We start from the raw sequence: 24,805 nt of genomic DNA on the forward strand, positions 1-24,805 counted from the left end.
TTGCCTGTAAACGTTTGTTGTTTTTCAAATTTCAATCAAAAAACTACTTCATATGAAGAAGAGAATTCTTAAAATTTAATTACAAATTTTTCTAAAGGAAATCCGAGAAATTTGCAGAATGTAGATAATTTATTTGCCACGAAGGCGCAAAGGCGCAAAGATTTTTTATCTGAACCGCAAAGATTTTCGTCATTTTTTGTCATTTCGACGGAGGAGAAATGACAAACTATGTAGATACTTTATAAAAAAACTTTGTGTCTTAGCGCCTTCGTGGCAAAAAAAAAGTTACTTAGGAAAATCCTGATTCTGATAAGCTCCTAAATCAGGCGGCGAAGTTCTTGTAATTCCTAAAATGTCGGTTGGAATCATAAAGACGGGATCTCCTTTCGCGAAAGCGGCAGAGGTTTTATCAATATTAAATTTATTCTGAGACACATTATAAAACTTCGGATTTTCATTCAGAATGATATTACTGTAATGTTCTGTATCTGTTTTGAATTGATAATTAGGATCTTTAGTCGAACTGCTGAATTTCAGTAGGCAATTATTAAGTTGATAGACAAATGGCGCATTTGGATTTTTATCCAAATTGAATTCGTTTGTAGCCGAACCATAAATAATGCAATTATTAAAAATAGCATTGGTTAAAGGATTGGTTTCTGGAGTTGCTCCAGCTAAAGAGTTGCTTAAATTTACTGCAACTTGAGAACTGCTTGACCAATTGTTGTTAAAGGTGCAATGCGTAAAGTTGTAATTTCCACCATAAACGCAGGATAGAGAAGCTAAACCAGCATAGTTTATGACAATATTGCTAGCAATAACATGAGTATCTCGAGCTAAAATTCCGTATTCGGCGCAATTATAAATTTGAGTGTTTTTAATTTCGAATGTATTATAAGGACTTTGCAAGTCTAAACCAATAACTGCATTTTTCAAAGTTAAATGATTGATAGTGTGATTGGCGCTTCCATTAGAAAAAATAACCGATTTCCATTGTCCAGGAATATCAGAATAAAGCGATTCTAAACGATCGCCTTCAAAAATTACTTCATTTTCAAGTTTATCAGTTGTAGAGGTTGTTCCATTAATTTGTAGAGAAGCGTTATCGCCAACATACAATCCAGAATTGGCATGAAAATGAACTCTGGCACCAGCTTGAAAAGTTACGGTTTTAAATTCTGGAACTCCCGCGTAGCCATAAATTACGTATGGTTTTTCATTTGTAAAAAGAAGTTCATTTCCATTTGCAGGATCATTTTCATTTAAATAAAATCCATCAACATCTTTACCATCAATTTTAATTTTTTCTTTGGTCCCGTCGGAATTTTGATTTGGGTATAAAAACACCGCATCTTGGATTAAAGTAACCAAAGCTACTTCTTGCAAATTTGCGCCACTGTCAAACTGGATTTCGTCGGTATATAAAAAATCATCAGGATTCGCATCTGTAATATCTGCGGTGGTTTCTATAAAAATGTACAAACTGTCTTTTGCTAAAAGCGTAACATCTTTAAAAATTTTCCCGTTGTTGCCCGCCATTCCGTCAACAGTCATTCTATATTTAGAATCTAAGCCTTTTTTAAATTGTACAATCGGAATCGAAATATCATTTTTGCTATTATTATAAACTTTTAATTGGTAAGTGCTTGAACCAATATTTTTGAAAACAGTGTCTAAGTAAACAGTGTCTTTTGAGAACTTTAAATTTCCAGAACTGGCAACAGTATCAAAATCAGTTCTGCAAGAACTAAAAACTAAAATTAAACCAATAATGGAAAGTGCAAAGTATTGACGCATTTGAATGTTTTTTTTAGCCACGAATTCACGAATTTTTATTTGAATAATTCGTGAATTCGTGGCGAATAAATTGTACGATGACAGATGAAAATCTTTTTAATCTGTGTAATCTGTGGCAAAAAAAGCCAAAGATTGATTTTGATTGTTTTTGTAAAAATAGCAAAAAACTGACAAGTTCATAATTGATTTTTAATTTTAGAATCCGATTTTTAGATTTATGTCTTATCTTTCTTTAATTTTACGATTTTAAAGTTTATTTTAATGAATTATACAAAAGAGCAGATTTTAGCGCGCTGTAATGAGTTTTCTAAAAACACATTGATGGAAACGCTAAAAATAGAATATATCGATGCCGGAGAAGATTTTTTAACTGCAAAAATGCCTGTAAATCCAAGTGTTCATCAGCCAATGGGATTGTTGCACGGAGGCGCTTCTGTAGCTTTGGCAGAAAGTGTTGGGAGTGCAGCTTCTTTCTTTTTTATCAATCCGAAAGAACAAGAGGTAAGAGGTATCGAAATTTCGGCAAATCATCTAAAAAGTATTCGCGAGGGTTATGTTTTCGGAACAGCCCGAATTATTCACAAAGGAAGAAGTCTTCATCTTTGGGAAATCAAAATTACCGATGAAGCAGGAAATTTGGTTTCGCTTTGCAAATTGACGAATATGGTTTTGGATAGAAAGAAAAGCGAATAAATATGAATTCATTTTTCTTAAAAATTAAAAATCATAAAGAACAAAATTTACCTTTTGTACTTTATTCAAAACCCAATACAGAAAATTATGTTGGGATTTTACAGCAAAATAATATTCTAAATACCGTTTCGGATTATAGTGAAAAAGGTTTTGTTTTTGCTTCTTTTGATGAAAAACAATTAATCTTAATTCCTGAAAAGGAATCGGAAATTATTACCGCCGAAAAAGAAACGACTTCATTTGAACCCATTGAAATTGACGATTTGAGTTTTGATGCTGAAGCTAAATTTCAATATGAATATCTAGTAGTGCAGGGAATTCAAGCCATTAAAAATGAAGAATTCAAAAAAGTGGTTTTATCACGAAGTGAAGAAGTTCCTTTGTCTGAATTTGATTTTATTGAAACCTTTCAGCACTTGGTTCAGCTATATCCAGCCACTTTCTGCTATTGTTTTTTTCATCCGAAAATTGGACTTTGGATGGGGGCGACTCCAGAAAAACTGCTAAAAGCAAACGGAAATGTTTTTGAAACGATGGCTTTGGCAGGAACGCAAAAAGATAATCAAGAAGGAGAAATCGTTTGGCAGCAGAAAGAAAAAGACGAACAGCAATTTGTTACTGATTTTATTGTAAAAAGACTTCGAGAGTTTACAGCTTCTGTTGTGGTTTCTGAGCCTTACAGTTTAAAAGCAGGATCGATCTGGCATATTAAAACAGATATTTCTGGAGTTTTAAAAGAGAATTCGACTTTAGAAGAAGTAATAGACACGCTGCATCCAACACCTGCTGTGTGCGGACTTCCAAAAAAGAAATCGAAAGCATTTATTTTAGAAAATGAAAATTACAATAGAACTTTTTACACCGGTTTTCTAGGTGAATTGAACAGTACTTTTGAAGGAAATAATGCTAGTTCTGATTTATTTGTAAATTTACGATGCATGCAGATTCAGGACGAAAAAGCGATTTTATATATGGGTTGCGGTATTACCAAAGAAAGTATTCCAGAAAAAGAATGGGAGGAAAGCGTCAATAAGTCAATGACGATGAAAAGGGTCTTAAGAGTTATGAGTTAGAAGTTATGAATTATGAGTTTTCAGCTGTGTGTCTCCCTGAGCGAAGTCGAAGGGCATATCGTAAAGGGCTTCGACTCCGCTCAGCCTGACAACTTGAAAGCAACCTATAAACTTGAAACTTTAAACCTGAAACAAAACAAACAAAAAAATCATTTTCAGAATTGTAATTGAAATTGATTTTTGATATTGATATTAAAAATTATGAAATTAGACATATTAGCCTTTGGGGCACATCCAGACGATGTAGAATTAGGTTGTGCTGGAACCATTTTGAAAGAAGTTTCCCTAGGGAAAAAAGTAGGTATTGTAGATTTGACGCGTGGTGAATTAGGTACACGCGGAACAGCAGAAACTAGAGATCAGGAAGCAAAAGATGCAGCAAAGATTTTAGGGGTTGTTGTGCGTGAAAATTTAGCAATGCGTGACGGATTTTTTGTTAATGACGAAAAACATCAATTAGAAGTCATAAAAATGATCCGTAAGTACAAACCTGAGATTGTATTATGCAATGCAGTCGACGATCGTCATATCGATCACGGAAAAGGAAGCAAACTGGTTTCTGATTCTTGTTTTCTTTCAGGGTTAATGAAAATTGAAACTTCGATTGATGGAGTGCCACAAGAGGCGTGGAGGCCTAAAGTGGTGTACCATTATATTCAATGGAAAAATCTAGAACCAGATTTCGTTGTAGACATTACAGGATTTGAAGAAAAGAAGGTTGAAGCGATTATGGCATACAAAACTCAATTTTACGATCCGAATTCAAAAGAACCTTCGACGCCAATTACGAGTAAAAACTTTTTTGAAAGCTTAAATTATCGCGCGCAGGACTTAGGAAGGTTAGTTGGGAAAGATTTTGCAGAAGGTTTTACGGTTGAAAGGTGTTTGGCAGTCAATAGCTTAGAAAATTTGATGTAATTTTTATAAAAATTTTTCATTTTTTTCTTTGTAGAACTCAACCTTTGTTCTATATTTGCACTCGCTAAGCAGAAAAATGGTGGTTGTAGCTCAGCTGGTTAGAGTAGCGGTTTGTGGTGCCGCGGGTCGCCGGTTCGAACCCGGTCAGCCACCCAGATAAGAAGCCTTGAAGAAATTCAAGGCTTTTTTTGTTTTCTGACGAAAACAAAAAAAGCAAAATTCCAATAAAAAAATTCCAAATTCCAAAAGTAGAACAACTTGGAATTTGGAATTTTTTTATTGGAATTTTATTAAAGAAAGCTTGAATTAAAAACTTAGTATTTCAAAATATAGCCCGCGGTTTCAACCGCGGGAACGATAAGGATATGCATTGTGGTAACGTTGCGTTCCAGCGGTTTCAACCGCTGGTTATGTTTTTATATGCTGATGAATAATTTAAGGATAACAAGGATTTTTTTTGTAATTCTTTAGTTCTTCAATGTAATTAAAGATTGGAATTTGGAATCTTTTTATTGGAATTTCATTAAAAAAGCCCAACTGCTAAGTTGGGCTTTTTTTGGTGGTTATTATATTTGGTTTTATGTATTATCGAATTTCTTCAAATGTATTGCCTTGATTTATATCTCCAGTTTTAAAACCTTTTTTAAACCAGTACATTCTTTGCTCTGAAGTTCCGTGAGTAAAAGAATCGGGAACAACGTGTCCTTGCATTTTACTTTGTATTGCATCATCTCCAACTGCATTTGCTGCACTTAAAGCTTCATCAATATCTCCAACATCAAGATCTTTTTGATTATCATGTGCCCAAACTCCAGCATAAAAATCAGCCTGTAATTCTAATGCTACAGATAATTTATTAGCTTCGGCGTCACTTTTTCCTTGCTGCATCTGACGCATTTTAGAAGATGTTCCCATTAAAGTTTGAATGTGATGGCCAATTTCATGCGCAATAACGTATGCAATGGCAAAATCGCCTCCTTTTGCACCAAATTTAGTTTTTAATTCTTCAAAGAAATCTAAATCCATATATACTTTGCGGTCACCTGGACAATAAAAAGGCCCCGAAGCAGATGATGCCCCACCGCAGGCAGTTTGTACAGCGCCTTTAAAGAGAACTAATTTTGGCTTTTCGTATGTCATTCCATGCTCTGCAAAAATCTTTGTCCACGTATCTTCATTGTACGCTAATAAAGTTCTTACATAATTTCCCATTTCTTCGTCTTCCTTGCTTAACGGAGCTGCAGCTTCAGTTTGTTGTCCTTGTCCGCCTTGCATTTGTTCTAGTATTGGCGCTATTTGCTGACCTGTTTCGCCGCCAAAAACATTTAGAAGCAAAACAATGATCCCAATAACTCCTCCGCCAATTATTGCTTTTCCTCCACCAGAAATTGATCTTCTGTCTTCGACATTATCACTTTGCCTTCTGCCTTGCCATTTCATATTGAATTGTTTTTTAACTTGTTATTTAAAACGTTGTACGAATTTATAGATTTTTTATGATAAATTTTACAATTGAAAGGTTTATGTTTTGTTATCAGTCGCAGTTTTTAGTTTTAGCAAACAATCTGAAACTAAAAAAATCACCCTAGCCATTTAACTAGTGCTTCTTCAACACTTCCTTTCATAATTGGTTTAGAAATGTAATCATCCATTCCGGCCGAAATACATTTGTTTCGTTCTTCTTTTTCCGCGCCTGCTGTCACGGCAATAATAGGAACATCACGGCCCTTCTTGGTATTTCTAATTGCTTTTGCAGTTTCGTAACCATTCATAATTGGCATCTGAATATCCATAAAAATAATGGTCGGATTAATTTTTTCAAATTGCTGAATGGCTTCATAACCGTTTTCGCATTCGAAAATAAAAGCATTATGATATAGATTTTTTATAATTGTCTTTAGAAGAAGCATGTTTACTTTATTATCTTCTACAATTAAAAAGGTAATATTGTTGTCGTTTATCTCAATTTCGTCAGAATCTAAGTCAATATTCAAACTTTTAAGCTCGGCATTATATTTATCATTAATGCTGTGATTGCTTGTTTTTAAATTTAAATCAAAGAAAAAAGTACTTCCTTCGTCAATTTTACTTTCCAGCTGTAAACGGCTTTCCATTAAAGCAAGCAATTGGTTAGATATCGTTAATCCTAATCCTGTTCCTCCAAATTTTCTTGTTGTTGAGCTGTCTTCTTGCAGAAAAGCTTTGAATATTTTTTTCTGATTTTTTTCAAGAATTCCAATTCCGGTATCAATTACAGCAAAACGGATAATGCAATGGTTGCCATGGTTCTTTTCTAAAACCGAAACGTTTAGTTTGATAGAACCTTCTGTTGTAAATTTAACCGCATTTGAAAGCAGGTTAATCAAAATCTGTTTGAGACGAACAATATCTGTCCAGATATATTTGGGAACATCTGGATCAATATTCAATTCCAGTTCCAGATTTTTTTTATTAGACTCGTAAACAATTAAATCGAAAACTTGTCCTAAGATTTTTTTTATGTCGTATAAATCAATAAAAAGTTCCAGTTTTCCTGCTTCAATTTTTGAGAAATCCAAAATATCATTTATAATTTCAAGAAGGGAATGAGCCGACTGGTTAATTGTAGTCATGTATTTTTCTTGAATTTCCTCCAAATCCGTTTTCATTAATAAGTGTGTAAAACCAATAATTCCGTTTAGAGGAGTTCTAATTTCGTGCGACATATTAGCCAAGAAGTCCGATTTTGATTTGTTTGCCGCTTCAGCAAGCTGTTTGGCTTTTATCGCGTCTTCTATTTCTTTTTTACTTGTAATGTCAAAATAGATTCCGCCTACAAATTCAATTTCATCGTCTCGCTTAATTACATCTCCAAATTCTTCTATCCAAATAAATTCGCCACTTTTACGCTGAATGCGATACACATTGTGTAAAGGCATTCCGTGCTGTAGATTATCGATTTGATTGTTGATTACTTCTTCTTTGTCATCTGGATGAATTAACGATAGAAAAGACAAATTATTTTCAATGAATTCAGATTTTGAATATCCGGTAAGATTTAAAACTTCATCGTTTAAGAATATTTTGGTCGAGAAAGCATCAAATTTTGATAAATAAACTGTTCCAGGAATATTGTTTGCAATCAGTTTAAATTTCTCTTCACTTTCAATAATTTTAGTTTCATTACGGTTTCTTTCTAAGGCCGATGAAATATTATTGGCCAATACCTGAAAAATGTTTATTTCATCTTCAGTCCATTTTCTTTCGGTTGTACAATCATCAAAACCAATAAAACCTGTAAAAAGATCATTAATATAAATAGGTAAAATTAAGATAGATTGTATTTCATTGTCAATGAGAAGTTTTTTGAAAAAACCTTCATTAAGATTTCTTGTAAATATATTTAGGATTTTTCTTTGCGATGCGACATCATATATTTCTTGAAGATTTTCTTCTGTCATATGATGCAAAGGGGTAATCTGATGGACAACGCCCTCTCGTGACCATTTATATTTTTGACTTACAGTATTATAGATCGCATCTTTTTCGTAATAATACATATGATCTACTTTGGCTGCTTTTCCTATAATATTGAACGTTTCCTGAAACATTTGATGAGTCGTTTTGCTGAGCAGAAACTTCTCTGTACATAATGAAAGCGCGGATAAAAGCTGGCTTTTAAGTTCCAATTTTCTTTCTGCCTCTAAACGCATTTGCGAAGAAATGGCAAGAGAAATTACATCAGATATGGTTCTCGCATAATTAATGTCTTCATTGTCCCATTCTCGTTTTTGTTCTGTGCTTTCAAAACACGCAACACCTGCTAATTGGCCTGTTAAAAAAATAGGCACATCTAGCATTGATTTGATATTGTTTTTTGTAAAATAAAGCTTTTGAAACTCAGATGTTTCCAATTTATTGAATACGTCTGGCGCGTTTATAATTGCTTTATTGTTTAAGGTTTCAAAATAAATAGGATAGGACTCTTTATTTAAAATGTTTTTGTCGCTTAAACTTTGATTGTCAAGGCTAAAAAGATTTTTACAGGTAATTAAATCATCATCATATTTCCAAAAACTTACGCGGTTAGTGTTGCTTATAGAAGCAGCTTCTTTTAATATTAAATCGATGACAGTATTTAATTCGTTGTACTTGCTAAAATCTGTAGTTGATAATTTTTTGGTTGAATTGTTATAGGCTTCAATTTTTTTAAGACGTCTTTTTTTCTCGTTTTCGATATTTTTTTTCTCGGTAATATCTCTTGCAATTCCAGAGAAGCCAATTGTTAATCCTAATTCATTTTTACGAACAATAATTTTTTGAGACATCCATATTTCTTCACCATTTTTCTTCAAAATAGGAATTTCAATAATGGGATAATTGTTTTCATTGAGAACCAAATTTTCGTAAAAATCTACGGCGCTATTGATGTAATTATCATGAATAAAATTGGAATAGTGTTTTTTGATTATTTCGTTTTGAGAATATCCAAGAGCAGAAATACCAAATTCATTTATAAAAGTAAAATGACCTTCTGCGTCTATTTCAAAAATAATATCGGTGGCCGTTTCAATTAGGTTTTTGTATTGATCCTGAACGATAACTTGTTCGGTAACATCTTGCCCAATGCTAATAATTAAATCGTCTGAAAACTTTTTATCTTTCCATTGAATGTATTTGTATTCGCCGTTTTCGGTTTTTAATTTTCTAATATAAAGTTTGTTTTCTTGGTCTCTAACAGGATTGAATTTTTCTTCTGATTCTAAATCATGGGTTAATTCCCAGAATTTCAAACCCATAACTTGATCGGGTTGGTATCCTAAAATAGGAGTTACGGTTTCACTACAGAAAAGTATTTCACCTTTTTGATTGGATGCTATTGTAAGTGAATTTCCTTTATGAACGATTTCGTTTGCAAATCTAAAATTGTCGCGATTGTTTAATAAAACTGCATATTTTACTTGATTTATAATGAAAATTAGAATGCAGAAATTAAGCAGTAAGATCGAAGATTTTATTGGAATAAGTTGAAATGCTAACGTTGTAATTAGGAAGGTAAACGTTAAAGCCACAAAGGCCCAATAAATTTTTATGGGTTTAAGAATGCTGTACGAAAAGAAAAAAGAAATCAGGAAAACAATAATGGGTACAACATCATTTTTTAGTGTAACAATGTTGTAGGCTACGTAACTGATGTAAATAAAAAAACTAGAAATAAAAATCTGCTGGATTTTATCTCGTATCCATTTAATTTTATCTGTTATTGTGTAAATGACAAGTACCAAAACCCCAATTGATACATTTACAATTAAGAGGCTTTTGGGTCTTATTTTGAAAATTTCATTTATGATTTCGATTACAATTACCGCAATACCAAAAAATAAGATATAAAGCTGGTATTCTCTTCCAACAGCATCTTGTTCTTTCTTCTTTTCGATGAAATATCCAATTTTAGCTTTAATTCTAAAAAATTGATAAACCAAGAGCGAAAGGAAGGCAAAAAGCGATAAACCTAAAACAAAAAGTTTATGGTTGTTATAGTAAATGATATCGGAATTAAAAACATACCATCCAGTCATAATTGATTCTAAGGTACTCCCGACAGTGGAAATTCCTGAAATAACCGAAGTGAAAAAACTATAGTTTGCGACCATAGAATTTGGGGTATGTTGGTTTAGTAAATAGCCTTTTGAAAATTCTTAAAAGAAGTGGTTAAGTTCTCGGTAAATAAGAATTTTCGGTTTTAATCTACATTGTATTTTCCGATTGAATCAATTGAATCTTCTTCTTCAGATTGTGTTCCGAAAATGGCAAAATAAGTCGCATAAATCATAGAACTGTTAAAAACGACCGTAAATATAATTCCGACGCAACAGCCAATAAATCCAACCATTGAACCAAGAAAACCTATGATAAAAAAAGCAAATATGTTAAGCGGATTTTTTGTAACGATAATGAGGCTAGATTTTATAGCATCTATTGCTTTAAGGTTTCCAAAAACAATCAATGGAATGGAAAGATACATAAAGTAAGAAACCATAAACGAAATGATGTTTCCAACAAATACAATTCCCGAACTTTCGATTAAATTGGCAATCGCAGTTCCTAAAATTGCTGGAATAAAAGCTGCAACAAAAATTTGTGCAAAATAGGGTGCTTTGTAATAAGTGAAAATAGTGGAAACATTGAACTCGATATCTTTATCCGCAGAATCGGCCATTTTTAGGAAACCAGCACCAAAAGGAGCTGTAATTCCTGCAACCAAAGAAACAGCAACGGTTTGAATTACGAGTTGAATTGAAGTGAATTGTTGATTCTCAAAATTTTGAATGAAATCTTTCGTCATCGCCTCGGCACCAAAATAGGCAATCATTATACCCATAAAAGCGACGGCTGCAATAATTGAAAAAACTAGGATGATAAGCCCCGAGTAAAGTGCTATTTTTTTATAATTTTCGAAAGCGTGATTAAAAACCGTAGCAAAATCAAGGGAAAAGCCATTTTTTTTAATGTCCTCAATTTGGTTAAGTGTAGATTTCATTTTTATGTAAGATTGTTTTATAGACTTGTAATATTTGAAAGGTATCTTGACGTAAATATAATATTTTTAATCAATTCCGTATAAAAATCTACAAAACATTCCAAAATGTTTTTAGCTACTGTTACAGCCAGTCTAAAATTCGTTTTATTGGGCCCAATTTGTCTTTGTAAGGTGCGTAGCGCATAGGCAAATCAAGCCAATTGCCTTTTTTAACAATTGCTTTATGGTGAGAAAATGTGTCGAAGCTTCGTTTACCATGATAAGCACCGATTCCACTATATCCGACACCGCCAAAAGGCAGTCTGTTGTTAGAGAAATGAATAACGGTATCGTTGATACATCCGCCTCCGAAAGAGTATTTCGAAATTAATTTCTTTGCAAATGAATTATTTTCGCTAAAAATGTAAAATGAAAGAGGTTTCTCATAACGACTCACAACATTTTCGATGTCACTTTCATTTTCGTAAACAAGAATCGGCAAAATAGGGCCAAAGATCTCTTCTTTCATAACGGCACTGTCCAAATCTGGTTCTTCAAGAAGAGTAGGCGCAATATAAAGTTGGCTAGCATTGCTTTCTCCACCAAACAAAATGTGCTCACCTTGAATCATATTGGTCAATCGATACCAGTTTTTTGTGTTTATAATTCGCGCAAAATCGGGAGATTTGTCAATTTTCTTTCCATAGGCTTTTATAATTTCTTCGATCATATAAGAAATGAAATTGACTTTCATGTTTTTTTGAATTAGGATATAGTCGGGTGCAATGCAAGTTTGTCCCGCGTTGATAAATTTTCCCCAAACAATTCGTTTGGCAGCCAGTTTTAAATTGGCTGTTTCATCAATAATGCAAGGGTTTTTTCCGCCTAATTCAAGAGTAACGGGAGTTAGATTTTCGGCTGCCGCTTTTGCAACAATTTTGCCAACAGCAACGCTTCCTGTAAAAAAGATATAATCCCAGCGCTGCGCCAATAGTTTATTAGAAACATCAACACCACCTTCAAAAACTTCTACGTGCTTAACGTGAAACGTTTTTTCTATAATTTTTGCAATTATGGCAGAGGTATGAGGGGTAAGTTCAGATGGTTTTAAAACGACTCTATTTCCTGCAGCAACTGCAGCTACGAGCGGACACAAAGCAAGCTGAAAAGGGTAATTCCATGGAGCAATGATTAATACATCTCCATAAGGTTCTTTATAGAGATAATCGGAAGAGGGAAAATTAATAAGAGATGGAAAAACGCGTTTTGGTTTTGCCCATTTATTCAGGTTTTTAATTGTATCCTTAAGTTCTGAAATAACGTAATTCGTTTCGGTTAAAACAGCTTCGAACTCTGGTTTTTTAAAGTCATCATATAAAGCTTTTACAATTAAATCTTCGCTTTTTTGAATATTATATAATAACTTTTTGAGAGTTTCCTTTCGATATCCGATGTCGCTTTTAAAGTCCATTTTTTTCGATTTGCTTGTTTTTTCTCTATGCAAGTTAATCGATAAAATTTAAAAAATTAACAATTAAATCATAAAAATCAGACAGCATTCCAAATAGGATCATCTGGAGTAGGGGCAATAATTGTGATATTCTCTTTTGAAACAGGATGGACAAAAGTTAGTTTTCGGGCATGAAGATGGATTCCTCCATCGGGATTGCTTCGGTCTGCGCCATATTTTAAATCTCCTTTAATTGGCGATCCGATTGCACTTAATTGTGCACGAATTTGATGATGACGACCCGTATGCAAATTGATTTCCAGAGCGGTATAATTCTGAAGTTCTTTTATTATAGTGTAATCTAAACTGGCCAATTTGCTATCTGGAACTTCTTTTAAATGTGCTTTTGAAGTGTTGTTTTTTTCGTTTCTTTTTAAATAATGAACCAATTTTGCTTTTGCTTCCTTTGGTTTATTTTTGACAACAGCCCAATATGTTTTTTGGGTTTCGCGATTACTGAACAATTCATTCATACGCGATAAAGCTTTGCTGGTTCTAGCAAAAACAACGATTCCAGTTGTAGGTCTGTCTAATCGATGGATTACACCCAAGAAAACATCTCCGGGTTTGTTGTATTTTGCTTTAATATATTCTTTCACAACATCAGACAAAGGTTTGTCGCCCGTTTTATCACCTTGTACAATATCACCCACACGTTTGTTGACCACAATAATGTGGTTGTCTTCGTGCAGAATTTGTAGATTGTTTTTGTCTGAAATAATTTTCATTTTGAAGTGAAATTTTAAATTGAAAAAGTTTGGCTAAAGCCTTTAACATATCTTAAAAATAAACCTCCAGCTAAAGCTGGAGGCAATTTATAAAAATCTTTGAACCTTTGCTACTATGTCTCTTTGAACCTAAAAACTTAGAACCTTAGCAACTCAGAACCTTAGTATCTTAAAAATTAATACTGTTCCTTTTCGTTCGGGAAATCACTAGCCTTAACATCTGCAGCGTATTGACCAATTGCTTTTGTCATTTCGTCGTAAAGATTTAAGTAGCGGCGTAAGAAACGTGGGCTAAATTCATTGTTCATTCCCAACATATCGTGAATTACTAAAACCTGACCGTCAACACCGCCTCCAGCTCCAATTCCGATTACTGGAATAGAAATGCTTTCAGCTACTTTTTTAGCCAGATCTGCTGGGATCTTTTCTAAAACAACAGCAAAACAGCCTACTTTTTCAAGCATTTGAGCATCTTCAATCAATTTTTCAGCTTCTTCTTCTTCTTTAGCGCGAACACTGTAAGTTCCGAATTTGTAGATAGATTGAGGTGTTAAACCTAAGTGCCCCATTACAGGAATACCTGCGTGTAATATTTTTTTAATAGATTCTTTAATTTCTTTTCCGCCTTCTAATTTTACAGCATGAGCCCCACTTTCTTTCATAATTCTGATAGAAGAACGTAAAGCTTCTTTTGGATCAGATTGGTAACTTCCAAAAGGCAAGTCAACTACAACTAAACCTCTTTCTACAGCTCGAACTACAGAAGAAGCATGATATATCATTTGATCTAAAGTAATTGGCAAAGTCGTTTCGTGACCAGCCATTACATTTGATGCCGAATCACCAACTAAAATTACATCGATACCAGCGGTATCAACAATTTTTGCCATTGTATAATCATACGCAGTAAGCATAGAGATTTTCTCTCCGTTGCTTTTCATTTCAATTAATGACTTTGTTGTGATTCTTTTATAATCTTTTTTTGCTACTGACATTTTAATGTTTTTTTGATGTTGTAAAAGTATTGAATAATTGTAAAAAGGGAATTAGCAATTATAGAATATTTCGAGAGAAAATGGTTTTCGGTCTTTAAATCCTAATAGAAATGGACTGTTTCCTATTACAATAGAGTAATTGTGTAGTGATTTTAATATTCTTTGCCACGAATTTTTCCAATTTTCACGAATTACTTTTGTATTTAAATTAGTGCTAATTCGAGGAATTCGTGGCAAACTTTAAGTTTTAGCAATCAGCCATGTTTACAGCAATGGCAAGACCTCCTTCAGAGGTTTCTTTGTATTTTGAATTCATATCTTTTGCTGTTTCCCACATGGTGTTAATCACTTTGTCTAATGGAACTTTAGCATTTTTAGAATCGGTTTCTAAAGCTAATTCAGCAGCGTTTATGGCTTTAATGGCACCCATTGTATTTCTTTCGATACATGGAATTTGAACTAAACCGCCAATAGGATCGCAGGTTAAACCTAAATGATGTTCCATGGCAATTTCAGCAGCCATAAGAACTTGAGCAGGAGTTCCGCCCATTAATTCGCAAAGAGCAGCCGCAGCCATCGAAGACGAAACGCCAATCTCAGCTTGACATCCGCCCATTGCTGCAGAAATAGTAGAACCTTTTTTAAAGATACTTCCAATTTCACCAGCCACCATCAAAAATTGTTTGATTTCTTTTTCGCCTGCATTATGGTTTTCAATAACCATGTAGTACATTAAAACAGCGGGAATTACACCCGAACTTCCGTTGGTAGGAGCAGTAACCACACGGCCTAAAGAAGCATTTACTTCATTAACTGCAAGGGCAAAACAGCTTACCCATTTTAAGATTTGACGGAATTTAACTTCCGTTTTTCTAATTTCTTCCAACCAGCTTTGCGGGTCATTGTAATTAGATAATCCAATTAAGTTTTGGTGCATATCAAAAGCTCTTCTTCGTACGTGAAGTCCGCCTGGAAGAATTCCTTCAGAATGGCAACCAATGTACATGCATTCCAACATCGTGTTCCAAATACGCATTAATTCAGAATGCACTTCGGCTTCTGGACGCATCGAAATTTCATTTTCGTATACAATTTCAGAAATCGATTTATTTTCAGTAACGGTATAATTCAATAATTCTGCTGCGTTTTGAATGGGATAAGGAAAGGCGCATTTTATAACCTCTTTCAGTTTCGCATTTGTACGTTCTTCTTTTACCACAAAGCCACCACCTATAGAATAAAAAGTCGATTCGTATTCTGAATCGTCAGATTGGTAAGCCGTAAATTTCAGTCCGTTTGCGTGAAACGGAAGAAAGTCTTTATTAAAAACAATGTCTTGAAGAAAAAAGAAAGGAATCACTTTTTGGTTGCCCAAATTGATTTCGTTTGTGGTTTCGATTTTTTTAATAATTCCTGCAATGTCTTCTACAGGAATATATTCAGGATCTTGTCCGCTTAATCCTAGCATTACCGCAAGATCTGTTGCATGGCCTTTTCCAGTTAAAGAAAGTGAGCCATATAAATCGACTTTTACCCTTGTAATATCGTCTAAAATTGCTTCTTCTTTCAGTTCTTCTAGAAAGCGTTCCGCAGCGCGCCAAGGACCCAAAGTGTGTGAGCTTGAAGGGCCAACACCAATTTTAAGCATATCAAAAACAGAGATACATTCTTCCATTGTTCATTTTTTGTTAAGACAAAGATAATCGAATAATGCAATGATGATTTCTTTTTTAATGTTAATCTTGCGTATTTGTTAAAATAAATATTAAAATTTAATAATTCGGCAACGAAATAAATTTAAAACCTTAATATGCAGTTTCCGTAAAAAGTTAGTGTTTTTTCGGTATTTTTGTACAAGAACGAGTTGCATTACTCGATTCTTTATTATTAATACTTCATGGATTTTGTTTTAATTCTGAAAACGTCTTTTTACAAATGATAATGCCACAAGAAGATAAAGTTACCATATGATAGAATTTTTCAGACATCTATTACAAGAATTCGAATTACCGCTAAGCAATCCAGTATTGATTTTTTCATTAATACTATTTATAATCCTGCTTTGTCCCATTTTACTAAAAAAAATAAACATTCCTGGAATTATCGGACTTATTATTTCTGGGGTTATCATTGGTCCGCATGGCTTAAATATTCTGGCAAAAAACTCTGCAGTAGATTTATTTTCTACAATCGGGCTTTTGTATATCATGTTTATTGCGGGTTTAGAATTGGATATGAACGAGTTTAAAGCCAATAGAAATAAGAGTTTGCTCTTTGGCTTTTTTACCTTTATTCTTCCGCTTTCAATAGGATTTCCTGTTTGCTTTTACTTGTTGAAATATGATTTTAATGCGAGTTTCTTAACGGCAAGTATGTTTGCTACACACACTTTGGTCGCGTATCCGATTGTGAGTAAATTAGGAATTGCTAAAAATCAGGCTGTTGCCATTACGGTTGGAGGAACTATTTTGACAGATACTGCCGTTTTGATTATTCTGGCAGTAATTATGGGAAGCAGTCAGGGAAATCTAAATCAGGCATTTTGGGTTAAATTGATCATTTCATTGGCAATTTTCTCAGCTATAATGTTTTTGATTATCCCTCGTGTAGCAAAATGGTTTTTTAAGAAGTTAGAAAGTGAAAAGCATGCCCATTATATTTTTGTGCTTTCTGTCGTTTTCTTTGCAGCTTTCTTGGCTGAAGTAGCAGGAGTAGAGCCAATTATCGGAGCCTTCGTTGCAGGTTTGGCTTTGAATCCGCTGATTCCGCATTCTTCGGCTTTGATGAATAGAATTGAATTTATGGGGAATTCGTTATTTATTCCGTTTTTCTTAATTTCTGTGGGAATGTTAGTTGATGTAAGCGTTATTTTGAGCGGACCAACAGCTTTAATAGTGGCAGGAACTTTGAGCGTTGTAGCGATATTTGGAAAATGGATTGCAGCGTTTTTTACTCAAATTGTTTTTAAATACACAAGAACAGAAAGACAGCTTATTTTTGGATTGAGCAGTGCGCACGCCGCGGCAACTTTGGCGGTAATTTTGGTCGGATTTAAAGCAAAAATATTAGACGAAAACATTTTAAACGGAACGATTATTCTAATTCTGATTACATGTATTGTAGCTTCTTTTGCAACTGAAAAAGCAGCGAAAAAAATTGCCATCTGCGAAGAAGAAATTTCACATGAAGACGCAGACAGAGATCAGATCTTAGACGAACATATTTTGATTCCGTTGGCAAAATCCTCTGCTGCAGCAAGTTTATTGGATTTTGCGCTTTTGATCAAAGATAAAAAATCATCGAATCCGGTTACTTTATTGACGATCGTTCCAAACAATAATCAGGCGGAAAAGAACATTTTAAAATACAGAAAAGCCGCCGATAAATTTGTAATTCAAGGATCGGCTTCAGAAGTAAAAATTAATACTATTGCCAGAATCGATCACAATCCTGCGAGCGGAATTGCAAGAACTTCTAAAGAAATCATGTCGGATATTGTGATAGTGGGCTGGCCAAGGAAAACAGGATTTATTGATAAAATCTTTGGAGAAAATGTTGATTCGATTATCAATAATGTAGATAAGACTTTATTTATCTGCAGGTTTCAAAAGAATTTTATTGAAGAAAAAAGACTGGTTTTCATTTGTCCGCCATTTTCAGAAAGAGGAATTGGTTTTCATTTGTTAATGCAAAAAGTGAGTCGTTTGGCACAGGAATTAAGTATTCCGATTGTGATTTACGGCGAAGAAAGAACCTATCAGGCTATTCAGCAAATTGCTTCTCATTTAAAACTGAACAGCAAATTTGGTTTTAAAAATGTTTCGGATTGGGAAGATTTTGAAAGCATTTCTGGTGAAATAAAACCAACCGATTTGGTAGTTGTCAATTTATCTCGAAAAGGTTCTATTTCCTATCAGTCTATCTTTGATAAATTGCCAACGAAATTTGAAAAATATTTCGATAGCAACAATGTAATGCTTGTTTATCCGCAAGACGATAGAAAAGAAAGTGCAATGGATGCTTACGAAGATTTTACTGCATCGCCTTTGGCAAAAGGTATCGAAGCAATAGAACAAATTGGACGCGGTTTGGGAAGTATTTTGAAGAAAAGCTAAAATCTAATCTTCATGAAAATCGCTACTATTTTGCCTGTTTTGGCTTTCGCTTTTATTTCTGTAAATTGTAATAAAGTAAAAGAAGAGACGAAATCAAACTCTGAAATTGCTATTAAAAGTGATAGCATTGCAAAACCTATAAAAAAAGAATTGCCTGAGAATTTTGACGAGTTCAATAAAAAATTCCATTCTGATTCTCTTTTTCAAGTTTCAAGAGTTGATTTTCCGATAGAAGGCAAACATGTTTCTGGTTTTGAGCAATACAATTGGACAAGAAAGAATTGGCAGTTTCAAGTAATTCCTGTTGCTGAAAAAACAGAAATTGAGGAATACCAGCATTCGTTAGTAAAAACAGACACTTTAATCACAGAAAAGTTTTGGATTCCAGACAGTGGTTTTGAAGTAGAAAGACAATTTAAACTGATCGATAATAAATGGTTTTTAATTTATTATAACGACATAAATTTATAGTACATGAATCACGGAGCTAAATCTATCAGACCGTTTATAGGTGCTAAGAACTTTGAAATCTCAAGAAGTTTTTATCGCGATTTAGGATTTGAAGAAACGGTCTTAGAATCTAATTTTTCGGTTTTTAAAACAGCAGAAATCGCTTTTTATCTTCAAGATTACTATGATAAAAGTTGGATTGAAAATACTATGATTTTTCTGGAAGTGGATAATGTGGAGCGTTATTACAGCGAACTTTTAGCTTTAAATCTTCCTGAAAAATTTGAAGGAGTAAAACTGACTCCAATAAAATATTTAGATTGGGGAAGCGAATGTTTTCTGCACGATCCGTCTGGTGTTTTATGGCATTTTGGGAAATTCAAGCAATAGTTTTTTCTCACTCAAAAACCTTGTTCTCCATTTCATAAATGGCTTCTCAATTATTTGATACAGTAGATATGCGGCTCCTACACAAGTAAGAATGCAAATTAACATTGATAATGTGCTACTGGTATCAATGTGTAAAGAAGCGAGAAATTCCTGCGTAATATGAATAATTCCTTTGTGCGTTAAATAAATTCCATACGAAAGCCCTGCAATAAAAGTAGTGGTTTTAGAATTCCATTTGTATAAAACGCTTTCAGGAGATATTGCGCCCATAACCACAAAACCATAGCCGAGCCCAATTACTGGAAATCCGAAAAGCGATGCGTAAAAAGATCTTTCTTCAATGCAAAGAATATAAGCACCAAACAATATTAGAAGTCCAATTATTAGTAAAAGGTTTCCGTATTTCGAGATTTTATTCCAAAATTCAGGAAGAAATTGATAAAAAGCTGCAATTGCAACCCCGATCAAAAGTCCGTCCAAGCGATTGTATGTTGGGTAGTAAATATATTTGTACCAATAAAGCCAAGAATTATCATTTTCAATTACTGGAATATATAATTTTTCCCAGCTATAAAATCGAATAACAAATCCTAACAAGATAAAGATAATTAGCAACCAATAGGATTTGCTGAAGAATTTTGTGTTGAGCAAAAAGTACAGAAATAGAGGCAGAAGAAGATAAAAGTGTTCTTCTACGCAAAGTGACCAAGCATGCGAAAAAGCACCAAAATCTTGAAGGTTTAAATCAAAATTTTGAGTAAAAGTGAGTAGCTTCCATAAAGGAGGAAGCGCTTCTCTTTCTCTAAAAAAAGGAAAAAGATAATAGATTGCTGTGACGAACCAAAAAGCAGGCAGAATTCTAAAAAAGCGTTTTACAAAAAAGTCTTTAAACGAAATTTCGATGCCATTTTTAATTTGAAAAAACAGCTGAGAAGAAATTAGAAAACCACTTAAAACAAAAAACAAATCGACTCCTGTCCAGCCAAATTTAGCAATTGCAGGAAGCCATTCTGGATAATCAAAAACGGGAACTTGATAGTGAAATAAAAAAACAAAACAGATTGCAAAAGCACGTAAATGATCTAGGCCGTAAAGTTTTTTATCCACCGTTTTAAGTTTGTTAAATTTGGTTATTTTGAACTCAAAGGTAGATGTATTTTGTAAAGCTTAAATCTTGAAAATAGAAGTTTTTATTAACAAAATTTATTCTGGTTTCAAGTAAATTATCTCAATCCAAAATCACCTAAAACGCGCGTTGTATTTTTACGCTGATACCAGTCATTGTAAACCAATTCTAAATTTTTAACTTCGAATTCTCCGAAATCATAATCACGAAATTTTGCTGCTATTTCTATTAGTTTTTTCGGATCATGGAGCTTTTCCTGAAAACGCATTATAGTTGAATGCGCCGTGGATATAGAATAGCGGCTATCTATGCTTTGCTGTAATCCTGAATTTTTGAAATTCTCTCTAAGTCTATTTCGTAAATTATTCAGTGTTTCGTCACTTGGAAATCCTTGGATCATAAGCGCAGACGGAGAAGCGGTTATGCCTTTAAACTGAATTTGAATTTTTTCCACATCTACAAGACTTCTGCAAATTACCTCAATATATTCATTCGGTGAAATTTGATCTAATGTAAAAGCTGAAGAACAAGAAATAATCGACATAACAGTAATATGAATGTCTGAATCTGGGTAAAAATATTGCTCAGGTTCGGCTTTTTTCAAATCGTTTAGGAAAGACTGTATATTAGCTTTAATTTCATCATTTGGGCGAATAAGCAACGTGATTCCAAAACGAGAATCAGATTCATTTTTAAGTTCAGAATCAATAGCATATTTTCCTGCCGAAATGATTTCAGAAGATGACTTGTAAAGTTGGTCGTAATGTTGGGATAAATTCATTGTGGTTTATTTCTTTTTTGCTTTTTCCAGATTTTCTTTGACTCTAAATTTGACAATTTCAGTAATCAAGTCATAAGGCATTGCCTCTTTTAATGGAAATTGTACAGATCCTTTTCCAGATTTATATTTAGAAAGTTTTTCTGCAAAAGCAACATGTCCGCTTGGTAATGCATAAAGTCCAATATGGTTTTTAAAAGCAGCAAAATAAACAACAATACCGTTTTGTTCAAAAGCGGGCATCGAATAACTTATTTTCTCTTTGGCATCTGGCGCCGCCTTCTGAATCGTCATTCTAACTGTTTCCAAAATTTCCTGAACATCATTAGGAAATCCGCCAATGTATTCATCTATGTTTTCTGGTTTTTTTGTTTCCATTTTTTTTGTTTTTTCAAGTTCCTATTGGAGTACAAAATTTTAAAAAGTGTTTTTCATTTTTACCGCAAAGTTCGCTAAGGTATTTTAATTAAGAACCTTAACAGAATCTATATTTTAAGTTCGCAAAGCTTTATAGACACAAAACTTTGCGAACTTTTCATTTTAATAATTCTTAAAAAACTTAGCGTACATTGCGTAACCTTTGCGCTCTTTGCGGTAAAAAATAAATGCACACACTTTGCGGTTAAATCATGCAATCAAGCAAGACCTTTAGGAAAGCGATCCAAAACTAGATTCAATTGTAAATTATGCTCTAAATAAGCTTTTGCTCCAGCCAAAACCAAAGTAAAACCCTCAGTCGAATTACGAACCTGATCGATTATTTTATCGGTGTCTCCATGAAAACCAGAATTGATGATACTAACAAAAGTTTCATTTTCATTCAACGGACTAAAAACCCATTCTACCAAAGTAATTTCATCTGGATTTCCCCATTCAATTACAATCTTTTTGTTTTCTTGAAGAACAACTGTCGTAACCGAGAGCGAAAAACCATACATTTCCCAAGTCCATTCTGTTTTTTTATTTTCTTCTAATTTTCCAGATCCTTTTGTAAACCAAAATTTACTTGTAATCTGAGGATCAATAAAAGCCTGAAAAACTTCTGAAACAGGTTTTCTTATCAGCATTTCGGCCTTTGCATATTTGTTGTTTTCTGTTTTCATTTTATTTAAAGTCAATTAGTTGTATGTAAAGAAGGAAATGTAAATATAACTCTAAATTTTGTAGTTTTTATTCTGAATAGGTAAGTCTTAACTCATAATTCACAATTTATAATTTTTTCTTATCAATCCATTTTCCGACCGTTGGCGCAGTGTAATTTTGCATTTGATGCAATAAATCATCAATAGAATCACTTACTAAAAGCATTTTCTGATTAACCTCTTTCAGTAATCCTTTTTCGGTCATGGTTTGCAGTAATGCTATTAGCGAATCGTAAAAACCATTTATGTTTAAAATAGCGATTGGTTTTTTATGAAGCCCTAATTGTGCCCAAGTCAGCATTTCGAAAAGTTCTTCTAGAGTTCCAAATCCTCCAGGGAGCGCAATTACGCCATCGCATAAATCATTCATTTTGGTTTTTCTTTCGTGCATGCTTTCCACCAAAACTAATTCGGTTAAACCTAGATGAGCAATTTCTTTAGATCTTAAAAAATTAGGCAGCACACCAATTACTTTTCCGCCGGCGTTTAAAGCTCCGTCTGCCACAGCGCCCATCAAACCAACGTTTGCTCCGCCGTAAACCAATTCTATACCTTGTTCGGCCAATGTCTTTCCAACTAAAATGGCTTGTTCTTCATAAATTTTTTCTGTACCAAAACTTGAAGCACAGAATACAGTTATTCTTTTCATTTTTCTTTTTTGTGAAAGGTTGTGTGTTAGAAGTTAAATGTTAGAAGTTATGTAGAAACTGAAAACTGTAACTGACAACTGCAAACTATTATCGCTTCAATTCATATTCAAAATACGGCACTTCTAGACCATTAACAGTAAATGTCAGTTCATTGATTTTTTCTGCTCCGAGTTTTAAAACGGCTTTTTGGGAACGGAAATTCTCTGATCCGATATGAAAAAGTACCGAATTAACATGCTGAAAAGCATAATCAATCATTAATTTTTTGTTTGATTTATTATAAGGTCCGCCCCAATATTTTCTGGTAATAAAAGTGTAGCCAATTCCAACGCTCGATTTTTCTGGATTGTAATCGTAAAAACTCGTTGTTCCCATTATTTCGTTGGTTTGTTTATCGAGAATTAAGAACGGACTTTTTGTAATTATCATATCAAAATAAGTTCTAAAAACGTCTCTTTTATATCGATCTTTGGCTGGATTTTGTTCCCAAATTAACGGATCGGAAGCGGCTTCAAATAATGCCTCAAAATGTTTTTCTTCTAACGGAATTAACTTTGAAATCTCATTTTCTAAGAAATCGGGCTGTAAATTGAAATTTGATATTTCCATTTTTTTGGTTTTTTATGATTAGTTTTTGTCTAATTAGACAGAATGTAAAAAATAAAGCAAGAAATAAAATCTGCTATAATCAGCAAAATCTGCGTGAAATAAAAAAATCAAATCTGTTTTATCTGCACGCAAGAAACGTTTTCCATTTTAATCTCTTTTCCTATTTTCTTTAATAATCCAGTTTTAGAATCTCTTTTAAAAACAATCACATTTCCTGTTAGCACATTCGAAGCAACTAAAAATTTACCGCTTTCGTCGATTGCAAAAATTCTAGGATGTTTTCCTAAAGTAGACTGATAGCCAATGCTTTTAAGCAAACCGTTTTCGTCAATAGAGAAAATCGCAATATTGTTTTCTTTTCCACGATTTGTAGCATATAAAAATTTACCATCGGGTGAAATATGAATATCAGAGCTTTCAAAACCCTCTTTTATTTTATCGGAATGCGTCGCAATACGCTGAATTTTATTTAAAACACCATTTTCGTAATTGTAAACGCTTATTTGCCCCGCCATTTCTTCAATACAATAGCCCCATTTTTGATTGGGGTGAAAAGTAAAATGTCTCGGACCAGCTTCCAAATCGGTTTTCGTAAACGGATTTTTAGTTTCGATTAAAGGCTTTTTTAGATTTTCATCAAATGCATAACAGCGTATTTTATCGGCTCCTAAATCGGGTAAAAACAAATAATCGCATTCAGGAGAGAATACTGCCGAATGAACATGAGATCGAGTTTGCCTGTCTTTATTTACGCTTCCGTCCCTATATTGAAAATTCTGAGCAATCGAATCGATTTTACCGTTTTCCAAGAGCGGATAAACCGAAACGCTTCCTTCAGTATAGTTGGCATTGGCAAGCCATTTTCCGTTTTTATGCACGCTGACATAAACAGGATTTTCGCCACCACTTCGCTGACTGTTTAAAAAAGTCAATGTTTTTGCCGACGGATTAAATTCAAAACTGCTTACGCTTCCTGCATTTGGAGTTTTGGTGTCTGTGCAGGCATAAATGTATTTTCCGTTTGGAGATAACGTTAAATAAGACGGATTGACAACATTCTTAACAGAAGTAAATTTGGTTAATTTACCACTCAATGTATCCAATTGATAAACTTGAATAGCTTCTGCTGTTTTATCACGATTATACGATCCTAAAAAGACGTAGGTATTTTGAGAAAATAGGTTTATTGTTAATAGAAATGCAATTGCGAAATAGTATATTTTTGGTTTCATTTTTTTGGTTTCAAGTTTCAGGTTTGAAGTTTCAAGTGCTGTGTTCGTTGTCAGGCTGAGCGAAGTCGAAGCCCAAGTGCCAATTGGAGCGCCCTTCGAC

The 24,805-nt window shown here is 33.6% G+C and carries 21 protein-coding genes and 1 tRNA gene; 7 read left to right on the forward strand and 15 right to left on the reverse strand.

Going from position 1 to position 24,805, the window contains the following annotated elements; translation table 11 throughout:
* Positions 1 to 285: 285 nt before the first annotated feature.
* Positions 286 to 1,797 carry a hypothetical protein gene (locus ACFO3N_RS03230; RefSeq protein WP_379795206.1) on the reverse strand — a complete coding sequence of 504 codons (1,512 nt, stop codon included), beginning with the start codon at positions 1,795 to 1,797 and terminating at the stop codon, positions 286 to 288.
* 261 nt (positions 1,798 to 2,058) lie between these two features.
* On the opposite strand from ACFO3N_RS03230, the gene ACFO3N_RS03235 reads away from it, so the two are divergent.
* The 4 genes from ACFO3N_RS03235 (at position 2,059) to ACFO3N_RS03250 (ending at position 4,634) form a co-directional block, all read left to right on the forward strand.
* A complete protein-coding gene (locus tag ACFO3N_RS03235) occupies positions 2,059 to 2,490 on the forward strand; it encodes a PaaI family thioesterase (protein ID WP_095928875.1) in 432 nt (143 codons plus the stop codon).
* Positions 2,491 to 2,492: 2 nt separating this feature from the next.
* Entirely contained in the window at positions 2,493 to 3,563 is a 1,071-nt protein-coding gene (locus ACFO3N_RS03240; protein WP_379795207.1) for a chorismate-binding protein, read from the forward strand.
* Positions 3,564 to 3,764: 201 nt separating this feature from the next.
* On the forward strand, positions 3,765 to 4,481 hold the full coding sequence (gene bshB1 / locus ACFO3N_RS03245; protein ID WP_379795208.1) for a bacillithiol biosynthesis deacetylase BshB1: 717 nt from the start codon (positions 3,765 to 3,767) through the stop codon (positions 4,479 to 4,481).
* Between the two features lie 79 nt (positions 4,482 to 4,560).
* Positions 4,561 to 4,634: transfer RNA gene (locus ACFO3N_RS03250), tRNA-His, on the forward strand.
* Between the two features lie 432 nt (positions 4,635 to 5,066).
* On the opposite strand, the gene ypfJ is transcribed toward ACFO3N_RS03250, so the two are convergent.
* The 7 genes from ypfJ to ACFO3N_RS03285 form a co-directional block, all read right to left on the reverse strand.
* The gene (gene ypfJ / locus ACFO3N_RS03255; protein WP_095928872.1) at positions 5,067 to 5,921 is read right to left on the reverse strand and encodes a KPN_02809 family neutral zinc metallopeptidase; all 855 of its coding nucleotides are present in this window, start codon (positions 5,919 to 5,921) and stop codon (positions 5,067 to 5,069) included.
* A gap of 140 nt (positions 5,922 to 6,061) precedes the next feature.
* Positions 6,062 to 10,114, reverse strand: a complete 4,053-nt coding sequence (locus ACFO3N_RS03260; protein ID WP_379795209.1) for a PAS domain S-box protein — start codon at positions 10,112 to 10,114, stop codon at positions 6,062 to 6,064.
* Between the two features lie 89 nt (positions 10,115 to 10,203).
* Entirely contained in the window at positions 10,204 to 11,001 is a 798-nt protein-coding gene (locus tag ACFO3N_RS03265) for a DUF2189 domain-containing protein (protein ID WP_379795210.1), read from the reverse strand.
* A gap of 121 nt (positions 11,002 to 11,122) precedes the next feature.
* Positions 11,123 to 12,451: an aldehyde dehydrogenase gene (locus ACFO3N_RS03270; RefSeq protein ID WP_379795211.1), complete on the reverse strand. Its 1,329-nt coding sequence runs from the start codon at positions 12,449 to 12,451 to the stop codon at positions 11,123 to 11,125.
* A 77-nt stretch (positions 12,452 to 12,528) separates the two neighbouring features.
* Positions 12,529 to 13,218 (reverse strand): RluA family pseudouridine synthase, encoded by a 690-nt coding sequence (locus ACFO3N_RS03275; RefSeq protein ID WP_379795212.1) that lies wholly within the window; start codon positions 13,216 to 13,218, stop codon positions 12,529 to 12,531.
* Between the two features lie 176 nt (positions 13,219 to 13,394).
* Positions 13,395 to 14,213: a 3-methyl-2-oxobutanoate hydroxymethyltransferase gene (gene panB / locus ACFO3N_RS03280; protein WP_095928867.1), complete on the reverse strand. Its 819-nt coding sequence runs from the start codon at positions 14,211 to 14,213 to the stop codon at positions 13,395 to 13,397.
* Positions 14,214 to 14,460: 247 nt separating this feature from the next.
* The gene (locus ACFO3N_RS03285) at positions 14,461 to 15,888 is read right to left on the reverse strand and encodes an L-serine ammonia-lyase (RefSeq protein ID WP_379795213.1); all 1,428 of its coding nucleotides are present in this window, start codon (positions 15,886 to 15,888) and stop codon (positions 14,461 to 14,463) included.
* A 292-nt stretch (positions 15,889 to 16,180) separates the two neighbouring features.
* Between ACFO3N_RS03285 and ACFO3N_RS03290 the strand changes: the two genes are divergently transcribed.
* From ACFO3N_RS03290 to ACFO3N_RS03300, 3 genes are read left to right on the forward strand one after another with little or no spacing between them, the layout of a single operon-like run.
* A complete protein-coding gene (locus ACFO3N_RS03290) occupies positions 16,181 to 18,328 on the forward strand; it encodes a cation:proton antiporter (protein ID WP_379795214.1) in 2,148 nt (715 codons plus the stop codon).
* Between the two features lie 12 nt (positions 18,329 to 18,340).
* A complete protein-coding gene (locus ACFO3N_RS03295) occupies positions 18,341 to 18,799 on the forward strand; it encodes a hypothetical protein (RefSeq protein ID WP_379795215.1) in 459 nt (152 codons plus the stop codon).
* Positions 18,800 to 18,802: 3 nt separating this feature from the next.
* Complete coding sequence (locus ACFO3N_RS03300; protein WP_379795216.1) at positions 18,803 to 19,168, forward strand: VOC family protein; 366 nt, start codon at positions 18,803 to 18,805, stop codon at positions 19,166 to 19,168.
* Here ACFO3N_RS03300 and ACFO3N_RS03305 read toward each other — a convergent pair.
* The 7 genes from ACFO3N_RS03305 to ACFO3N_RS03335 all read right to left on the reverse strand — a co-directional run bounded on the left by ACFO3N_RS03305 (position 19,139) and on the right by ACFO3N_RS03335 (position 24,705).
* On the reverse strand, positions 19,139 to 20,275 hold the full coding sequence (locus ACFO3N_RS03305; RefSeq protein ID WP_379795217.1) for an acyltransferase family protein: 1,137 nt from the start codon (positions 20,273 to 20,275) through the stop codon (positions 19,139 to 19,141). The two genes, ACFO3N_RS03300 and ACFO3N_RS03305, sit on opposite strands and share 30 nt — an antisense overlap.
* Positions 20,276 to 20,391: 116 nt before the next feature.
* On the reverse strand, positions 20,392 to 21,075 hold the full coding sequence (locus ACFO3N_RS03310) for a 2'-5' RNA ligase family protein (protein WP_379795218.1): 684 nt from the start codon (positions 21,073 to 21,075) through the stop codon (positions 20,392 to 20,394).
* A gap of 6 nt (positions 21,076 to 21,081) precedes the next feature.
* On the reverse strand, positions 21,082 to 21,450 hold the full coding sequence (locus tag ACFO3N_RS03315; protein WP_379795219.1) for an iron chaperone: 369 nt from the start codon (positions 21,448 to 21,450) through the stop codon (positions 21,082 to 21,084).
* A gap of 257 nt (positions 21,451 to 21,707) precedes the next feature.
* Positions 21,708 to 22,175 carry an SRPBCC family protein gene (locus ACFO3N_RS03320; RefSeq protein ID WP_379795220.1) on the reverse strand — a complete coding sequence of 156 codons (468 nt, stop codon included), beginning with the start codon at positions 22,173 to 22,175 and terminating at the stop codon, positions 21,708 to 21,710.
* A gap of 106 nt (positions 22,176 to 22,281) precedes the next feature.
* Positions 22,282 to 22,863 (reverse strand): LOG family protein, encoded by a 582-nt coding sequence (locus ACFO3N_RS03325; RefSeq protein ID WP_379795221.1) that lies wholly within the window; start codon positions 22,861 to 22,863, stop codon positions 22,282 to 22,284.
* A gap of 88 nt (positions 22,864 to 22,951) precedes the next feature.
* On the reverse strand, positions 22,952 to 23,473 hold the full coding sequence (locus tag ACFO3N_RS03330; protein WP_379795222.1) for a GNAT family N-acetyltransferase: 522 nt from the start codon (positions 23,471 to 23,473) through the stop codon (positions 22,952 to 22,954).
* A gap of 107 nt (positions 23,474 to 23,580) precedes the next feature.
* The gene (locus ACFO3N_RS03335; protein WP_379795223.1) at positions 23,581 to 24,705 is read right to left on the reverse strand and encodes a lactonase family protein; all 1,125 of its coding nucleotides are present in this window, start codon (positions 24,703 to 24,705) and stop codon (positions 23,581 to 23,583) included.
* Positions 24,706 to 24,805 lie beyond the last annotated feature (100 nt).

This window comes from Flavobacterium chungangensis, from assembly GCF_042654045.1.
In the GTDB taxonomy this organism is placed as follows: Bacteria; Bacteroidota; Bacteroidia; order Flavobacteriales; family Flavobacteriaceae; genus Flavobacterium; species Flavobacterium chungangensis.

Bases quoted from the DNA above. Each gene is read 5' to 3' on its own strand.
- ACFO3N_RS03230 (WP_379795206.1), bottom strand. From the start codon at position 1,797: ATGCGTCAATACTTTGCACTTTCCATTATTGGTTTAATTTTAGTTTTT.
- ACFO3N_RS03235 (WP_095928875.1), top strand. From the start codon at position 2,059: ATGAATTATACAAAAGAGCAGATTTTAGCGCGCTGTAATGAGTTTTCT.
- ACFO3N_RS03240 (WP_379795207.1), top strand. From the start codon at position 2,493: ATGAATTCATTTTTCTTAAAAATTAAAAATCATAAAGAACAAAATTTA.
- bshB1 (WP_379795208.1), top strand. From the start codon at position 3,765: ATGAAATTAGACATATTAGCCTTTGGGGCACATCCAGACGATGTAGAA.
- ypfJ (WP_095928872.1), bottom strand. From the start codon at position 5,921: ATGAAATGGCAAGGCAGAAGGCAAAGTGATAATGTCGAAGACAGAAGA.
- ACFO3N_RS03260 (WP_379795209.1), bottom strand. From the start codon at position 10,114: ATGGTCGCAAACTATAGTTTTTTCACTTCGGTTATTTCAGGAATTTCC.
- ACFO3N_RS03265 (WP_379795210.1), bottom strand. From the start codon at position 11,001: ATGAAATCTACACTTAACCAAATTGAGGACATTAAAAAAAATGGCTTT.
- ACFO3N_RS03270 (WP_379795211.1), bottom strand. From the start codon at position 12,451: ATGGACTTTAAAAGCGACATCGGATATCGAAAGGAAACTCTCAAAAAG.
- ACFO3N_RS03275 (WP_379795212.1), bottom strand. From the start codon at position 13,218: ATGAAAATTATTTCAGACAAAAACAATCTACAAATTCTGCACGAAGAC.
- panB (WP_095928867.1), bottom strand. From the start codon at position 14,213: ATGTCAGTAGCAAAAAAAGATTATAAAAGAATCACAACAAAGTCATTA.
- ACFO3N_RS03285 (WP_379795213.1), bottom strand. From the start codon at position 15,888: ATGGAAGAATGTATCTCTGTTTTTGATATGCTTAAAATTGGTGTTGGC.
- ACFO3N_RS03290 (WP_379795214.1), top strand. From the start codon at position 16,181: ATGATAGAATTTTTCAGACATCTATTACAAGAATTCGAATTACCGCTA.
- ACFO3N_RS03295 (WP_379795215.1), top strand. From the start codon at position 18,341: ATGAAAATCGCTACTATTTTGCCTGTTTTGGCTTTCGCTTTTATTTCT.
- ACFO3N_RS03300 (WP_379795216.1), top strand. From the start codon at position 18,803: ATGAATCACGGAGCTAAATCTATCAGACCGTTTATAGGTGCTAAGAAC.
- ACFO3N_RS03310 (WP_379795218.1), bottom strand. From the start codon at position 21,075: ATGAATTTATCCCAACATTACGACCAACTTTACAAGTCATCTTCTGAA.
- ACFO3N_RS03315 (WP_379795219.1), bottom strand. From the start codon at position 21,450: ATGGAAACAAAAAAACCAGAAAACATAGATGAATACATTGGCGGATTT.
- ACFO3N_RS03320 (WP_379795220.1), bottom strand. From the start codon at position 22,175: ATGAAAACAGAAAACAACAAATATGCAAAGGCCGAAATGCTGATAAGA.
- ACFO3N_RS03325 (WP_379795221.1), bottom strand. From the start codon at position 22,863: ATGAAAAGAATAACTGTATTCTGTGCTTCAAGTTTTGGTACAGAAAAA.
- ACFO3N_RS03330 (WP_379795222.1), bottom strand. From the start codon at position 23,473: ATGGAAATATCAAATTTCAATTTACAGCCCGATTTCTTAGAAAATGAG.
- ACFO3N_RS03335 (WP_379795223.1), bottom strand. From the start codon at position 24,705: ATGAAACCAAAAATATACTATTTCGCAATTGCATTTCTATTAACAATA.